The organism is Hahella sp. KA22, assembly GCF_004135205.1.
Lineage (GTDB): Bacteria > Pseudomonadota > Gammaproteobacteria > Pseudomonadales > Oleiphilaceae > Hahella.
Genome location: NZ_CP035490.1, coordinates 1,662,876 through 1,679,397, shown reverse-complemented (window position 1 = coordinate 1,679,397; position 16,522 = coordinate 1,662,876). Strand labels below are relative to the sequence as shown.

The 16,522-nt window shown below is 55.3% G+C and carries 13 protein-coding genes; 11 read left to right on the top strand and 2 right to left on the bottom strand.

What is annotated here, in order from left to right; all coding sequences use genetic code 11:
* Positions 1-306 precede the first annotated feature (306 nt).
* The 8 genes from EUZ85_RS31985 (at position 307) to EUZ85_RS07430 (ending at position 7,108) form a co-directional block, all read left to right on the top strand.
* On the top strand, positions 307-366 hold the full coding sequence (locus tag EUZ85_RS31985) for a hypothetical protein (RefSeq protein ID WP_370454959.1): 60 nt from the start codon (positions 307-309) through the stop codon (positions 364-366).
* Positions 359-1,315: an amino acid ABC transporter substrate-binding protein gene (locus tag EUZ85_RS07460; RefSeq protein WP_370454958.1), complete on the top strand. Its 957-nt coding sequence runs from the start codon at positions 359-361 to the stop codon at positions 1,313-1,315. The genes EUZ85_RS31985 and EUZ85_RS07460 overlap by 8 nt, the downstream gene beginning before the upstream one ends.
* 95 nt (positions 1,316-1,410) lie before the next feature.
* Positions 1,411-2,598 (top strand): amino acid ABC transporter permease, encoded by a 1,188-nt coding sequence (locus tag EUZ85_RS07455; protein ID WP_127968700.1) that lies wholly within the window; start codon positions 1,411-1,413, stop codon positions 2,596-2,598.
* A gap of 5 nt (positions 2,599-2,603) precedes the next feature.
* Positions 2,604-3,701 (top strand): amino acid ABC transporter permease, encoded by a 1,098-nt coding sequence (locus EUZ85_RS07450; protein ID WP_127968699.1) that lies wholly within the window; start codon positions 2,604-2,606, stop codon positions 3,699-3,701.
* Between the two features lie 60 nt (positions 3,702-3,761).
* Complete coding sequence (locus tag EUZ85_RS07445) at positions 3,762-4,490, top strand: amino acid ABC transporter ATP-binding protein (protein WP_145965875.1); 729 nt, start codon at positions 3,762-3,764, stop codon at positions 4,488-4,490.
* A 9-nt stretch (positions 4,491-4,499) separates the two neighbouring features.
* Positions 4,500-4,934: a GNAT family N-acetyltransferase gene (locus EUZ85_RS07440; RefSeq protein ID WP_127968697.1), complete on the top strand. Its 435-nt coding sequence runs from the start codon at positions 4,500-4,502 to the stop codon at positions 4,932-4,934.
* A complete protein-coding gene (locus EUZ85_RS07435; RefSeq protein ID WP_127968696.1) occupies positions 4,931-5,731 on the top strand; it encodes a PhzF family phenazine biosynthesis protein in 801 nt (266 codons plus the stop codon). The genes EUZ85_RS07440 and EUZ85_RS07435 overlap by 4 nt, the downstream gene beginning before the upstream one ends.
* Before the next feature lie 393 nt (positions 5,732-6,124).
* On the top strand, positions 6,125-7,108 hold the full coding sequence (locus tag EUZ85_RS07430; RefSeq protein ID WP_127968695.1) for an SGNH/GDSL hydrolase family protein: 984 nt from the start codon (positions 6,125-6,127) through the stop codon (positions 7,106-7,108).
* A gap of 3 nt (positions 7,109-7,111) precedes the next feature.
* On the opposite strand, the gene EUZ85_RS07425 is transcribed toward EUZ85_RS07430, so the two are convergent.
* Together EUZ85_RS07425 and EUZ85_RS07420 are read right to left on the bottom strand one after the other, a co-directional pair.
* Complete coding sequence (locus tag EUZ85_RS07425; protein WP_127968694.1) at positions 7,112-8,851, bottom strand: bifunctional protein-serine/threonine kinase/phosphatase; 1,740 nt, start codon at positions 8,849-8,851, stop codon at positions 7,112-7,114.
* 61 nt (positions 8,852-8,912) lie between these two features.
* Complete coding sequence (locus tag EUZ85_RS07420) at positions 8,913-10,385, bottom strand: NarK family nitrate/nitrite MFS transporter (protein ID WP_127968693.1); 1,473 nt, start codon at positions 10,383-10,385, stop codon at positions 8,913-8,915.
* Positions 10,386-10,866: 481 nt separating this feature from the next.
* Between EUZ85_RS07420 and nirB the strand changes: the two genes are divergently transcribed.
* From nirB to EUZ85_RS07405, 3 genes are all read left to right on the top strand, one after another.
* Entirely contained in the window at positions 10,867-13,317 is a 2,451-nt protein-coding gene (nirB, locus tag EUZ85_RS07415) for a nitrite reductase large subunit NirB (protein WP_127968692.1), read from the top strand.
* Positions 13,318-13,400: 83 nt separating this feature from the next.
* Complete coding sequence (gene nirD, locus EUZ85_RS07410) at positions 13,401-13,730, top strand: nitrite reductase small subunit NirD (protein WP_127968691.1); 330 nt, start codon at positions 13,401-13,403, stop codon at positions 13,728-13,730.
* Between the two features lie 99 nt (positions 13,731-13,829).
* Positions 13,830-16,499 carry a nitrate reductase gene (locus EUZ85_RS07405; RefSeq protein WP_127968690.1) on the top strand — a complete coding sequence of 890 codons (2,670 nt, stop codon included), beginning with the start codon at positions 13,830-13,832 and terminating at the stop codon, positions 16,497-16,499.
* The last annotated feature ends 23 nt before the right edge of the window (positions 16,500-16,522 follow it).

The following is a 16,522-nucleotide window of genomic DNA, read 5'->3' as shown; positions in this document are numbered from 1 at the left end:
ATTTAATCTTTTTCCGTATCGCGCACCAACATTAAGCACAACCGTATTTCATCATCTACACTTTACTTTGGAATTAGTCCGTGGTCTGCAGCCATATTTATGATGCGCCACGATATCAATAAAATCATGGAGTTACGGCATTACAATTGCATTAACCAAGGCGAAGTTCATTGGATACGTAATTACCGAAACGCCGGAATTTTTGTGTTTACGCATTCTCGTTTTTGCGAAAACACTATGCTAAGTTAAATCCGGTAATAACAATGAACAACAAACAACCAACCGAGGGTAAAAAATGAAGAAGACATTCGTTTCTGCAGTTGCAGCGCTTGGGTTTATGACGGCTACCGGTGCAGCGATGGCTGACGGCACACTGGACGCTGTAAAGAAAAAAGGGTTTGTTCAGTGTGGCGTGAGCACTGGTCTTCCCGGCTTCTCCAACCCGGATGACAAAGGCAACTGGATGGGCCTCGACGTTGATCTGTGCCGCGCAGTTGCAGCTGCGACGCTAGGCGACGCTTCAAAAGTTAAATACATCCCACTTACCGCCAAAGAGCGCTTCACAGCTCTGCAATCCGGCGAAATCGACCTCCTCTCCCGTAACACTACCTGGACACTGACTCGCGACGGCTCACTGGGCCTTAACTTCGCTGGCGTCAACTACTACGACGGTCAGGGCTTCCTGGTAAGTAAAGATCTGGGCGTGAAGAGCGCGAAAGAACTGGACGGCGCAGCCGTGTGTATCCAGGCGGGAACCACTACCGAATTGAACCTGGCCGACTACTTCCGTGAGTTCGGCATGAAATACCAGCCAGTGGTATTCGATACTTCCGACCAGACTGTAAAAGGTTTCGAAGCCGGACGTTGCGACGTTCTGACTTCTGACCAGTCTCAGCTGTACGCCCTGCGCATTCAGCTTTCCAACCCTGACAAAGCCATGGTTCTGCCGGAAGTTATCTCTAAAGAACCTTTGGGCCCTGTGGTTCGCCAAGGCGACGACCAGTGGTTCAACATCGTGAAGTGGTCTCTGTTCGCAGCGATTACCGCTGAAGAACTGGGCGTGTCTTCCGATAATGCAGACAAAATGAAATCCAGCACCAACCCGAACGTACAGCGTCTGTTGGGCACTGAAGCCGGCCAGGGCAAAAACCTGGGTCTGGACGATGCATGGGCTTTCAACATCGTTAAGCAAGTCGGTAACTACGGCGAAATGTTCGAACGCAACGTTGGTAAATCCTCTCCGCTGGGCATTGAGCGCGGTCTGAACGCACTGTGGACCAAAGGCGGTCTGCAATACGCTCCACCTATCCGCTAATAAAAGCCTTAGTGTCTGGGCGCACATCCGTGCGCCCTATCCTGTTCTAAACACCCAATTTAATAACTCCTTGCCGATCCTCTGGAGAACATTGAGTGGATATTCAAAACAAAGGACAGGATAAAGCGAAAACAAAAATCTGGAACGATCCTGCAGTACGCTCTGTATTTTTCCAAGTACTTGCTGTGGGCGCCGTAGTCGCTTTTTTCCTGTACATAATTAATAACGCGCTAACCAATATGGAGCAGCGCGGAATAACTACCGGTTTCGCCTTCCTTGGCGACCAAGCCGGATTCGGAATACTTCAATCTCTTATCGATTACAACGAAACAAACTCGTTCGGCCGCACCTTTTTCGTAGGTCTGTTGAATACTGTGTTGGTCGCCGTACTCGGTATTATCATGGCGACTCTTCTCGGCTTCTTTATCGGTATCGGGCGTCTGTCGCATAACTGGTTAATCTCAAAACTGGCCACCGCCTATATTGAGACTTTCCGTAACATCCCTCTGCTGTTGCAGATTTTCTTCTGGTATTTCGCTGTACTGCAAGGTCTTCCGAGCCCTCGCAACAGTATGCAACTGGGCGAATCCGTATTCTTTAATATCCGCGGGCTTTACCTGCCCAAACCGGTTTATGAAGACGGCTTCGGCGTTGTCGCTGCCGCGATCGTCATCGCCATCGCCATAGTTATCGGTCTGGTGAGGTTCGAGCATAAAAGACAGCGGGACACAGGAAAGACATTCCCGTTATTCCTGCCTTCGCTGGGCGTGTTGATCGGTCTTCCCCTGATCGTTTTCTTCATCGCCGGCTCTCCCATGCACTGGGATTTCCCAGCGCTGGCGGGCTTCAACTTCAAAGGCGGTTTGACCATCATTCCTGAGTTGATCGCTCTGCTGATCGCCCTGACCGTTTATACCGCGGCGTTTATCGCTGAAGTTGTGCGTTCGGGTATCGAAGCGATTCCCAGAGGACAAAGCGAAGCGGCCAACGCACTGGGCTTGTCGAATGGACAGCGTCTGCGTCTGGTTATCGTGCCTCAGGCGATGCGGGTCATTATTCCTCCGATGACCAACCAATACCTCAACCTGACCAAAAACTCCTCGCTGGCTACCGCTATCGGTTATCCCGATCTGGTATCCGTGTTCATGGGCACGACCCTGAACCAGACAGGTCAGGCAATTGAGATTATATTTATGACAATGGCCGTCTATCTGTTCCTCAGCTTGAGCACCTCCGCTCTGATGAACTGGTACAACAGCCGTATTGCATTGGTTGAGAGGTAATCGACATGAGCAATAAATTTGTTCCATTGCCCGACTTGCCCCCTCCATCCAATACGGTGGGAGTCGTCGGCTGGCTCAGAACCAATCTGTTCAGCAGTCCAACGAACAGCATTCTGACCATTATCGCCTGTTATCTGATTTATTCGGGGCTCTCCTGGTTTGTCTCCTGGGGAATCATTAATTCAGACGTCATTGGAACCTCACGGGAAGACTGCACCTCCGGCGGCGCCTGCTGGGTATTCATATCCGTCCGTTTGCCTCAGTTCATCTACGGCTTCTATCCGTCGGATGAGATCTGGCGCATCAACGTGATGTTCGCGATCGCCATCATCGGCATCGCAGCGTTAATCATCGACAAGACGCCCAAGAAAGGGTGGATTGCGCTGTTTATGCTGGTCATCTTCCCGATCATTGCGTACTTCCTGCTGTATGGCGGCGCGTTCGGTCTGGAAGTAGTGGAAACCCATAAATGGGGCGGTCTGACTCTGACGCTGGTTATCGCCACCGTCGGCATTGTGGTCTCCTTACCGATAGGCATCGCACTGGCGCTGGGGCGCCGTTCGGACATGCCCATCGTGAAGAGCATCAGTGTGGTCTATATCGAGTTCTGGCGCGGCGTTCCCTTGATCACTGTGTTGTTCATGGCGTCGGTCATGCTGCCGCTGTTCATGAGCGAAGGCACAGAAACCGACAAATTGTTGCGCGCTATGATCGGCGTCATCATGTTCCAGAGCGCGTATATGGCGGAAGTCGTACGCGGCGGTTTGCAGGCGATTCCGAAAGGTCAGTATGAAGCGGCTCACTCTCTGGGCCTGAGCTACTGGAAAATGATGTTCTTCATCATTCTTCCGCAAGCGCTCAAGCTGATGATTCCCGGTATCGTCAACACCTTTATCGCTCTGTTCAAAGACACCAGTCTGGTATTGATCATCGGCCTGTTCGACTTGCTCGCCATCGTGCAGTCAGCATTGCACGATCCCAAATGGCTGGGCTTCTCCGTTGAAGGTTATATTTTCGTGGCTTTCTTATTCTGGGTGTTCTGCTTCGGAATGTCCCGCTACAGCCAGGCGCTGGAGCGTAAACTGAATACCAGTCACCGATAGGCAAGTTTTCTGGAGTACGACATGAATACGAATACTAACAGCGCAGATTCCCGCAAGAGCATGATCCACCTGCGCGGCGTCAACAAGTGGTACGGTAAGTTCCATGTACTGAAAGACATCAATCTGGAAGTGTACAAGGGCGAGCGTATCGTTGTGTGCGGCCCCTCCGGTTCGGGCAAGTCCACCATGATCCGCTGCATCAACCGTCTGGAAGAGCACCAGCAAGGGGATATCATCGTTAAGGATATCCCTCTGACCAACGACCTTAAGAACATCGACAGCGTGCGTCGGGAAGTAGGGATGGTGTTCCAGCACTTTAACCTGTTCCCTCACCTGACGGTGCTTCAGAACTGTACGCTGGCTCCAATCTGGGTGCGCAAGGTGCCTCAGAAAGAAGCGGAAGCGAATGCGATGATGTATCTGGAGAAAGTTAAGATTCCGCACCAGGCGCATAAGTATCCTGGACAGTTGTCAGGCGGTCAGCAGCAGCGTGTGGCGATCGCCCGCAGTCTGTGTATGAACCCTGAAATCATGCTGTTCGATGAGCCTACTTCGGCGCTCGATCCAGAGATGATCAAAGAGGTGTTGGACACCATGATCGAACTGGCGGAATCCGGCATGACCATGATCTGCGTCACCCACGAAATGGGCTTCGCGAAAACCGTGGCCAACCGGGTTATCTTCATGGACGCCGGTCAGATCATTGAGGAAAATGAGCCGCACGAGTTCTTCAACAATCCACAGAACGAGCGGACCAAACTGTTCCTCAGCCAGATCCTGCAACACTAGGGACAAAGCTTGCAAACATTGACGTTGCGCAGAGCGGAGGCGGCTGACGCCGCCGCTCTTCTACCCCTGATCGAGCAGTTGGGGTACTCCCTTACCCTGACTCAGCTTGATCGTACTCTCTCTACTTTAATCCACGATTCCCACGCGCATTTTATGGTCGCCGTCAGCGGCGATGAGCTCCTCGGCTTCATTCAGAGCAACCTCAAACGCACCCTGGTGGCGGGCGGCTATGTTGAGATCGTCAGTCTGGTGGTCGACGAGCGCGCGCGTGGACAAGGCGTCGGCGGAAAGCTGATCGAATCCGTAAAGGAGTGGGCAAAACAACAGGGAGTATTTAAAATTCGATTAGGGTCGCGAATTCATCGGGAGCAGGCTCACCAGTTTTACGAGGGTCTGGGTTTTACCCGCATCAAGACACAACACTGGTTTGAGATCACTTTATGAGTAAGCATCAGTACTTTCAGGTTGACGCATTCACTTCTAACGTATTTTCCGGAAACCCCGCCGGGGTTTGCAGCCTGGACGACTGGCTGCCGGATGACACGCTTTGCAAAATCGCCGCAGAGAACAACTTATCGGAAACGGCGTTCTACGTACCGCGCACCAATGGCTTCGATCTACGCTGGTTCACGCCAGAGGCGGAAGTGGATTTATGCGGCCACGCTACGCTGGCCACCGCATTTGTCCTTTACGAATTGAAAGGGTTCAAGGGACCTCGCATTCAGTTCCATACCCGCAGCGGCACGCTGGAGGTGTCCCCTCACAAGCAAGGCGGCTACGCCATGTTGTTCCCCAGCCGCAAAGGCGAACCGGTTGAACCGGAGCAAGCCCTGCTGGAAGCGCTTGGCGGCGTGAAACCGCTGGAGGTGCTTAAGTCCAGGGACTATATGGTCGTACTGGAAAACGAGGCCGCCGTACGCGCCGTCTATCCAGACATGCGCATGCTGAAACTCGTCGACTCTCTGGGAGTGATTGTCACCGCCAAAGGCGACAAGGTCGACTTCGTATCCCGCTTCTTCGCCCCCAAAGTCGGGGTGCCGGAAGACCCGGTCACTGGCTCCGCCCATTGCACACTGACGCCTTACTGGTCAGAAAAACTGGGCAAAGTGGAGCTGTCTGCCCGCCAGATCTCCCAACGCGGCGGCGAAGTCATGTGCCACTACCGCGGCCCTAACGTACTGCTGGTAGGCCAGGCGCGACTCTATCTCGAAGGCGTGATTAACGTTCCTGGGGAGAGTTGATAGCCCACCCCACACCCGCCGTTTTTTATTCAACAAAGCCAGCATTCGTCTGGCTTTGTTTTTATCAACCATAGCTGTCGAAGCTCCGGCTGCTCATTCACTTTCCGCCCTCAACTTTCTTCCGACTTTACAAATTCCTGTAGTCGTTTTTACAAAAAACTGAATAGCGTTCAGTAAAACAAGTTCTTGTTCTTCATGATGAATTCCCTCTCAGCCCAGTGATTCCGCGGGATTACCGCCAATCAGCACTGCATTTTTCATTTCAGGCATGGTTCCTGCGATAGGGGGATAACGACTCAAGTTCACGCGGAGCGTTGGAGTTGAGACGGTCGGTCGCTGAGAGCCCGGTTTCGGCGGTTGTACGAACAAAGAGAGCTAACTGTAGAAAATAGGATGAGCATGATGAACATGGTGAAAGGAACCTGGAAACAAACTTTTTTGGCGCCGTTGGCGTGCGCAATCGCCCTGTCGGGCTGTCAACTGAGCGATGATGAAGAGAAGGAGACCTCTGAGTCCCGCCCCTACAGCGCGCTCTATGTATTTGGAGATAGTCTGTCTGACACCGGGAATATTGGCGGCTACCTCTCTCTGGAAACGGACCTGCCCTCCCCCTTTTACAACAACCGCATTTCTAACGGTAAGTTGATTGTGGATTACGTGGCGGAGTCCCTGAATGTAGAAGTGGAGCCATCCCTGTATCTGGGAGAAATCACCGACGGCACCAATTACGCCGTAGCCGGTGGACAGGCGGACGCAGATCAGAATATCGACCTGGATTTCCAGGTGGACACCTATATGGAATATCACTCCGAAGAAGCGTCACCCAAAGCGCTGTACCTGTTCTTCATCGGCGGCAACGATATTCTTGAGCAACGGGGAGAGACCTCTCCCAACAACACCAACGCCCTGAATCTTGCCGCAGACAAAGTCGCCGCCAACGTTCAGGAAGTGATCGACAAAGGCGGAAAAAACATCGTCGTACTGACGGTCCCGGATGTGGGCAAAACGCCCAAAGTGTTGAAAGAGTCAGCGGAGCCCGGACAGGAAGGCCGCTCGCAACTAGTCAGCGATCTGACCAATTACTTCAACAGCCAAGTGGAGCTGAAACTATCTGCGCTGAATATGGGTGATGCGAAAGTCACGATGATCAACTCCTATCAGATCGCCCTGGATATCCTCAACAACGCCGCCGACTATGGCTTCACCAACACGACCGACGGCTGTTACGTGACGGAAGACCTGCAGTTCAGCGACATCTGTAGTGAAGAGCAGTTCGACAGTTTCTATTACTTCGACAGCATTCACCCCTCCGGTAAAACCCATCGCCTGATCGGGGAGAAAGTAGCGGCGGAAATCCCGGCTCCGGCAGGTTCCTAACCGTCATCGCAAGAGATGCAGCAGCCACAGCAGCGTAGCAAGCTGAGTAAGCAGCAGTATCCCGCTTAGCGTGCGCCAGAAGGCCAAAGGATTGCGCTCAATGATGGGTAGCGCGTTATCCGGCATAAGCCGGGAGTTGGGATAAGTCATGTCCTGCAACCATTCGGAAAAGCTGTCGTAGCGACGACGCGGGTCCAGTTGCAGGGCTTTCTTCAACGCGCCGTCCATCCATACCGGAACCATCGGATTATGATGATAAGCAGGCGTATATTTTAATTTGGCCAACGCTGTCGGCGAGGCGGCCTTTTCATAGGCTTCGCCGTATGGCAAATGGCCGGTCAACATTTCATACCCGATCACCGCCACGGAGAACAGCTCGGAGCGTGTCGTGGCTTTCGTTCCCAACACGTATTCCGGCGCACTATAACTGGCTGTGCCCAATGCTCTTTCCCGCGTAATGGGCAGATACATTTCCTCCACCCCGGGAATACGACAGGAGCCAAAGTCCACCAGAGTGACGTGATCCTCATTGGTAATCAGGAGATTGTCCGGTTTGATATCCTGGTGCAAAGTCTCTTTGCGATGTAACGCCCGCACGCCTTTGACTATCTGCTCCAAAATACGCGTCACCCGGTGAATGTCCGGGCGAGAGTTGTCGCGAATCCACCGGGACAAGGGCGCGCCCGGTACGAACTCCGTCAAATAGTACAAGCAGCTGCGCGCCCGTTTGCAGGGAACCAGCCCCGCCACATGGGGATTCTGCACGCGTCGGGCAATCCATTCCTCCATGGAGAAACGTTCGATATAGGCGGGATCGTCGACAAAATTAAGTGACGGGGTCTTCATTACCGCACGCATACCGGTTTCCATATCAGTGACCTGATAAACCTGACTGCGCGCGGTTTCGTGCAGAATACGCTCGACGCGATAGCCGTCCAGACTCTGCCCCACTTCCAACGGCGGCGGAAACGGCAGGCGACTAAGCTCGCGACAGCAGGCCTCCGCATCGCGCAATCCCAAGCTATCCACGCGCAGAATCTGACAACTCAGGTTATCGTCACTGCCCGCCTGCAGAGCTGTCTGTAAAAGGTCCGCCGCAAGCCCCTGAAAAGACGCCTGCGCCGCACCGCGCAAACGCTCTCGCAATTGACTCTGCGAAATAAAGTCATGCAGACCATCCGTGCTCAACAAGAACACATCTCCGGCCTGCACGTCCAACACGCGGTAGTCAATGTCCAGATTGGGGGAAAATCCCATGGCCCGGGCCAGATAAGTACGCTCCGCATCGACGCGGGCGGTATGATCCGTCGTGACCTGTTCCAATTCGCCATTTCTGTACAAATAAATGCGGCTGTCGCCCACATGAAAGATATGCGCCTGCGTCGACTTCAGCACCAAAATGGACAAAGTGCATACGTAACCTTTGTCGTCATTGAGCGTGCGCAGGCTTTGTCCATAAAGCCAGCGATTCAACGCCTGCAACACTCTTTGCGCGGCGTTTTTCACCGACCAGGAATCCGGGGTGCAGAAGTAATCGCTCAGGAAATTGGTGACGCAGGCTTCGCTGGCTTCCTTGCCCGCTTCCGCTGCGCTGACGCCATCCGCGATGACCGCCACAGCGCCTTTCAGTTGCAATGTCTCCCGATCAGGAATGCGTACGCCGATGCAGTCTTCATTGCGAGGTTTCACGCCCGCAATGCTATGTTGATCAACGGATAGCGATAAATCGCTGGCGAATATCATGCGCCACTATTCCTGCTGGGAAAGTTAAAGGTAGTACGCCGCAGCGATACGCCCATGTCAATCAGTTCACTTCAATCAGTTGCACGCTGCCGTCTTCGCCCACTTCCACCATATGACCTTCGGGCTCATCCAGAAACTGCACTGCGAGAAAACAAACCGCCGCCGCCCCGGCGATGGCCATAAAGAATGTGGAAGCGTCGACGAATGAGTACACCGTCAGGAAAGTCACGCCGCCCACATTGCCGTAGGCGCCCGTCATGCCTGCGATCTGACCTGTCATACGACGCTGCACCAACGGCACCATGGCGAACACGGCGCCCTCTCCCGCCTGCACGAAGAAGGAACAGAGCATCACCGAAGCCACCGCCGCAGCGATCATCCAGGTCGAGGAAATCTGACTCAACAACAGATAGCCCACCGCCAAGCCCGCAATTAAAATGGACAATGTCTTTTTGCGGCCAAAGCGATCCGACAACAAACCTCCGCCGGGGCGCGCCACCAGATTCATCAGCGCGAAAGCGCCGCCCAGTAAACCCGCCTGCACCGGGGACAGCCCAAAGGTTTCCATAAAAAAGGCGGGCAGCATCGACACCACCGCCAGCTCTGATCCAAAGGTCACGAAATAGGCCCAATCCAGCACCGCCACCTGCTTGAACTTGTAGCGCTGCATTTCCGGCACGCCCTGCTTCAAACGCTCATGATTGACGTTGTAGATCTGCCAGAACTGAACGATGAACAACGCCCCCAGCCCCGCCCACAAGATCAGCGCCGTGGAGTCGGACAGCAGTCCCAGACCGGCGGGAGACAACTTCCAGGTCAACACCGCCAAAGCGATATACATCGGCAGGTTCATAGCGATGTAAAACCAGAAGTCTTTCCAAGAACTGACTTCCAGTCCGCCGCTCTTTTTCGGTTTGAAATAGGTGGAGCCCTTCGGGGTGTTGCGGACTTTGCGATAAAACAGCAGTCCATAGAAGAAGGCGACGACGCCCGTGGTGGCGATCGCATAACGCCACCCTTCATCGCCGCCATAGATATAGGCGGCGATTGAAGGCAGCGTCCAGGCCGCCGCGGTGGAGCCGAAGTTACCCCAGCCGCCATAGACGCCTTCCGCCACGCCGACGGTTTTGGCGGGAAACCACTCTCCAACCAGACGAATGCCAATGACAAAACCAGCGCCAATGAATCCACACAGAAAACGGAACAAAGCGAGCTGTTCAAAGGTGGTGGAAAACGCAAATCCCCAACACAGGAAAGCGGATATCATCAGCAACAGACTGTACACCGCACGCGGGCCGAACTTATCCACCAACATGCCGATAACGATGCGCGCGGGAATGGTCAGCGCCACGTTCAAAATAAGCAGCGCCTTCCACTGCTCATTGGACATATTAAACGCCTCTACAATGAAGGGCTTCATCGGCGCATGAGAAAACCACATGACAAACGTGAGAAAAAACGCGAACCAGGTGTAATGCAAGGTCCGGACGCCCCCTTGGGACAGATCCAGAATATTGAGTTTATCGGATGACATAAATCTTCCTGTCTTATTGGCAGTTGGGTTCTTATAGAAAAGCACTCACTGGAACTACAAAAGCTGTGCCAACCGACCAAACAGGCCTGACCAATCTCCTTTCAGGCTTTCTGGATATTTCGCTCGCAGCCGGAGAAAAACTTAAATACCTATGTATATCAGATAATTAAATTTATCAGGCAGGACGTTAGGTGTTTTCTTCGCAACAACAACGCACCAAATAGGCGCAACACAAAAATCTCAAGTCGCACCAAATTAATCACTCTTGTTGGGCGCCAGCTAAAATTTGCGCACTTTTTTAGAACAAAACTTGGACGAGAAACCGCACCATTTGTAGGCAAACTTCCTCGAAAAGCATCAAAAGTCGCTTTTTATCTCTTTAATTACAGTCACTTAAAAATAACGAGATTTTGGTTGGCGCCATTCATGCTCTATCACGGTCAATTAGCCTGTAGCGGATTCAGCGAGCTGGAGAAGGTCCATGAAAGAAAAATTAGTCGTCGTCGGAAATGGAATGGCTGGAATGCGGACGGTCGAGGAGCTGTTAAAAATAGCGCCGGATAAATACGACATCACCGTGTTCGGATCAGAGCCTCACGGCAATTACAACCGCATCATGTTGTCGCCGTTGTTGTCCGGAGAAAAGACGCTCGAAGACATCATGATCAACGACATGGAATGGTACAAAACCCACCAGATCACCTTACACGCCGGATGGGAAAAGCGGGCGTTGAAAGTGGATCGCCGCAACAAGATCGTGTATGCGGCGGATGGAACTGAAGCGGCCTACGACAGGCTGTTGCTGTCCACCGGCTCCAATCCCTTCATTATTCCCGTGCCAGGTAAAGACCTGAAAGACGTCATCACCTTCCGGGATATTTCCGACGTGGACACCATGCTTTCCGCCGCCAAATCCAAACAGCACGCCATCGTGATCGGCGGCGGCCTGCTCGGTCTGGAAGCCGCCAACGGATTGTTAAAGCACGGCATGGACGTCACCGTCGTGCATAACCTGGAAATTCTGATGAACCGTCAGCTGGACGGTCCTTCCGCCCGTTTTCTACAAGCGGCCCTGGAAGAGCGCGGCATGAAATTCCGCATGTCCGCCAACACCTCTTGCCTGGAAGGCGACGAGCATGGCGGCGTCAAAGCCATCAAGTTCGACACCGGCGAGACGCTGCCCGCGGATATCGTGGTGATGGCCGTCGGTATTCGCCCTAACACCGACCTGGCGCAATCCTGTGGTCTGTATTGTGAGCGCGGAGTGGTGGTCAATGACACTATGCAGACCTTTGACCCCAGCATCTACGCCATTGGCGAGTGCGTCCAGCATCGGGGGGAGCTATTCGGCCTGGTGGCGCCTATTTGGGATCAGGCCAAAGTCTGCGCCAACCATCTGGCGGGTTATGGCATCGGCATCTATAAACAGAAGGAAGTCTCCACCAAGCTCAAAGTCACCGGCATCGATGTGTTTTCCGCCGGCAATTTCCTGGGGGACAACGACAGCGAAAACATCGTGTTTCAGGACCCCAAGCGCGGCGTCTATAAAAAGGTGGTGATCAGAGAGGACAAAATCATCGGCTCCGTCATGTTCGGCGACACCGGCGACGGCTCCTGGTACTTCCAACTGATGCGCGACAAAACCAACATCAGCGACTTCCGCGACACCTTACTGTTCGGCCAGCACTTGGTGGGCGACTCCGGGCGCCAGGGCATCAACGCCGTCGCGGAGTTGCCTGACGATACCGAGATCTGCGGTTGCAACGGCGTCTGCAAAGGCGACATCGTCAAAGCCATTACCGACAACAAACTCTTTACCCTGGACGACGTGCGCGCCGCCACCAAGGCCTCCGCGTCCTGCGGCTCCTGCACCGGACTGGTGGAACAAGTGCTGGCGGCCACCGTCGGCGGCGACTACAGCACCGCGCCCAGCGAAAAGCCGCTCTGCAAATGCACCGGCTACGGCCACGACACCGTCCGCAAAACCATTCTCGATAACGGCCTGAAAACCTTTCATGAAGTCGCCGCCTTCATGGAATGGGACAAGCCGGATGGCTGCCATGTCTGCCGCCCGGCCATCAACTACTACCTGGTTTGCGCCTGGCCGGACCAGAAAGTGGACGATCCGCGCTCCCGCTTCATCAACGAGCGGGTGCACGCCAACATCCAGAAAGACAATACTTACAGCGTCGTGCCGCGCATGTGGGGCGGCCTCACTACGCCCAACGAGCTGCGCGCCATCGCCGATGCGGCGGACAAATACAAAGTGCCCTGCGTCAAAGTCACCGGCGGCCAGCGGATTGACCTGCTCGGCGTCAAGAAAGAAGACCTGCCCCATATCTGGAAAGACCTGAACGACGCCGGCATGGTGTCCGGCCACGCCTACGGCAAAGCCTTACGCACCGTGAAAACCTGCGTCGGCTCGGAGTACTGCCGCTTCGGCACCCAGGACTCAACCGGCATGGGCGTCAAACTGGAGAAGATGACCTGGGGCTCCTGGACGCCGGCAAAAGTAAAAATGGCGGTATCCGGCTGCCCGCGCAACTGCGCTGAAGCCACTATCAAGGACTTCGGCGTGGTGGCGGTGGACTCCGGCTGGGAGCTTTACGTCGGCGGCAACGGCGGTATGAAAGTACGCGTTTCCGACTTCCTGGTGAAAGTCTCCACCATGGACGAAGTCATGGAGTACGCCGGCGCCCTGATGCAGATGTATCGCGAACAGGGCCATCACAACGAACGCACCGCGCCCTGGGTGGAGCGCGTCGGACTTAGCTACGTCAAATCCGAGCTGGTGGACAATCCGGAGCAACGCAAGGCGTTCCACGCCCGCTTTCTGGAGTCGCAAAAACTTGCGCAGATCGATCCCTGGGCGGAACGAGCCGCTCAAGGCGTGGAGAAGCAGGAGTTCATCCCTCTCACGCAATTGAACTGAGCTGGCGCAACGGCTAGCTGCGGGATGATTAATAAATCAAAACGTGAATACTCCAGAGACGTAAGACAGAAGAGATATCAGCTATGACACAGTGGATCGAGGTAGGCAGTCTTGAAGAAATACCGCGCCTGGGCGCCCGCGTAGTGCAGTCCCGTTTCGGCGACCTGGCTGTGTTTCGCACCAAGGACGACAAAGTGTTCGCCCTGCGCGACAAATGCCCCCATAAAGGCGGCGCCTTGTCCCAGGGCATCGTCCATGGCGACAACGTCACCTGCCCCCTGCACAACTGGGTGATCAGCCTGCAGAACGGCGAAGCCCAAGGTTATGACACCGGCTGTACGCGCACATTCCAGGTGCGCATGGAAGGCCGGCAAATATTCGTGGCCCTCACCGCCACGGAAGAGAGCGATTGAAAATGGTGAGCTTGGGGACTTTTTCCCCATTGAAACGGCGGGACCGCACTCCCCGCCGCGGTTTCGCCGTTTCACCCTTTTTGCATCAGGCCCGAGTTTATGACTTCTAATCGCACTCTACACACTACCTGCGCTTACTGCGGCGTAGGTTGCGGCATCCAGGCGCAAGTGATTGATGCGGCGACGCGAGAGACCCGCATTGCCGGCGATCGCAGCCATCCCGCCAACTTCGGGCGTTTGTGTTCGAAAGGCGCCGCGCTGGCGGATACGTTGACCTTGCAAGGCCGTTTGCTGCAACCGGAGATCAATGGCGAAACTGTTTCCTGGGACGCCGCGCTGGACCTTGTCGCAACCACCCTCAGCGACACCGTGCGCGAACATGGCCCCGAGTCCGTCGCATTCTACCTCTCCGGCCAGTTGTTGACGGAGGACTATTACGTCGCCAACAAACTGATGAAAGGCTTCCTTGGCTCCGCCAATGTGGACACCAATTCACGTCTGTGCATGTCCTCCTCCGTGGCCGGACACAAACGCGCTTTCGGCGCAGATGTCGTACCGGGATGCTACGAGGATCTGGAGCTGGCCGACCTGATTATCCTGACCGGCTCTAATACCGCCTGGTGTCATCCCATTGTGTATCAACGCATCAAAGCCGCCAAACAGCAGCGACCGCAAATGAAAGTGGTGGTGATCGATCCCCGTCGCACCGCCACCTGCGACATCGCCGACCTGCATCTGCCGCTACAGCCGGGAACCGACGCCTGGCTGTTCAACGGCTTACTGGCCTACCTGGCGCGACTGGGTGCGCTTGACTACGAATACCTTGAGCAACATACCGAGGGATTCGGCCGTGCAATCAAGGCCGCCCGCGCCGAGGATACTGCAGATATCGTCGCCGTGGCGCGACATTGCGGCCTGAAAGAAGGCGAAGTGGCGACGTTTTACGACTGGTTCCGCAGAACGCCAAAGACCGTGACGGCCTATTCCCAGGGCGTCAATCAGTCCAGCAGCGGCAGCGATAAGGTCAACGCCATCATCAACTGTCACCTGGCCACTGGCCGTATCGGCAAACCCGGAATGGGGCCGTTTTCTCTTACCGGACAGCCCAACGCCATGGGCGGTCGCGAGGTGGGCGGACTGGCCAATCAGCTCGCCGCGCATATGGATTTTACCCCGGATAATGTCGAGCGGGTCGGCCGCTTCTGGAACGCCACTCGCATGGCCAGCCAACCCGGTCTGAAAGCGGTGGACCTTTTCAACGCCGTAGCAGAGGGTCGCATTAAGGCGATCTGGATCATGGGCACCAATCCAGTAGTCAGCATGCCGGATGCGGACAAGGTCGCCCAGGCGCTGTCCCGCTGTGACAAAGTAATCGTGTCCGACTGCATACGACGCACTGACACCACGGAATACGCCAACATCCTGTTGCCGGCTCTCGGCTGGGGAGAGAAAGACGGAACCGTCACCAATTCCGAGCGGCGCATCTCCCGTCAACGCGCCTTTCTGCCCGCTCCCGGCCAGGCCAAAGCGGACTGGTGGATTGTCAGCGCGGTGGCGCAACGCATGGGTTTCGGCGCAGCGTTCAATTATCGCAACAGCCGGGATATTTTCATTGAGCACGCCGCCTTGTCCGGGTTCGAGAATACGCCAGAGCAAACAGAGCGCGCTTTCGATATCTCCGCTCTGGAAACCCTGACTGACGCCGCTTACGACGCGCTGGAACCGATACAGTGGCCGGTTAACGCCGCCACGCCGCAAGGCGCCGCCAGATTGTTTCAGGACGGCGGTTATTTTAATCCGCATAACAAGGCGCTCCTGCTGCCGATTACGCCACAGTCGCCGCAGGGAAAACGGGATGAGCGCATGCCCTTCGCACTCAACACCGGCCGTATTCGCGATCAATGGCACACTATGACCCGCACCGCCCTGGCGCCGCAGCTGAACACGCACCTTTGCGAGCCATATTGCGCCATGCATCCGCAGGACGCGCAGCGGCTTGGGGTCGAGCAAAACGATCTGGTCAGACTGCGCTCCCATTATGGCGCGCTGATCGCCAGAGCTGATCTGACGGATGAGCAACAACCCGGACAGCTATTCGTCCCCATGCACTGGACGGCGCAATTCAGTGCGGCGGGACGGGTCGGGGCCTTGGTCAACCCTGTGACCGACCCTCACTCCGGCCAGCCCGAGAGTAAGCACACCCCGGTAATGCTGGAGCGCTTTGAGGCGGCCTGGCACGGTTTTATTTTCTCCCGGGAAGAATTGAACCTGGAAGGAGCGCCCTATTGGACAAAAATCAGCGGCGCCCGCTTCTATCGCTATGAGATCGCCGGGACTGCGTCCATCGCAGACTGGAGCCAGTGGGCGCGCGCCTTACTGAGCCCATCCGATCAGAGTGAAAGCGAATGGCTGGAGTATCAGGACAGGGCGACGGGAAAATATCGCAGCGCCTGCTTTGCCGGCGACCGTCTGACGGCGTGCCTGTTTATCGGTCCTACGCCGGAGTTGCCGGAACGCTCCTGGCTGGCGAGTCTGTTCGACCTGGAAGCTCTGACCCACAGCGACCGCCTTGGTCTGCTCGCCGGCGTTCCGCGCTCCGACGCCGCTCATGCCGGCCGCACCATCTGCGCCTGCTTCGGCGTGGGAGAAAACACCCTGCGCCAGACGATTCGGGACAAAGGGCTGCAGACGGTGGAGGCCATTGGCCAATGCCTGAATGCCGGCACTAACTGCGGCTCCTGCATCCCGGAACTGCAAAAGCTGCTGTAGCGCAGCCCATCAGAATGGGCATA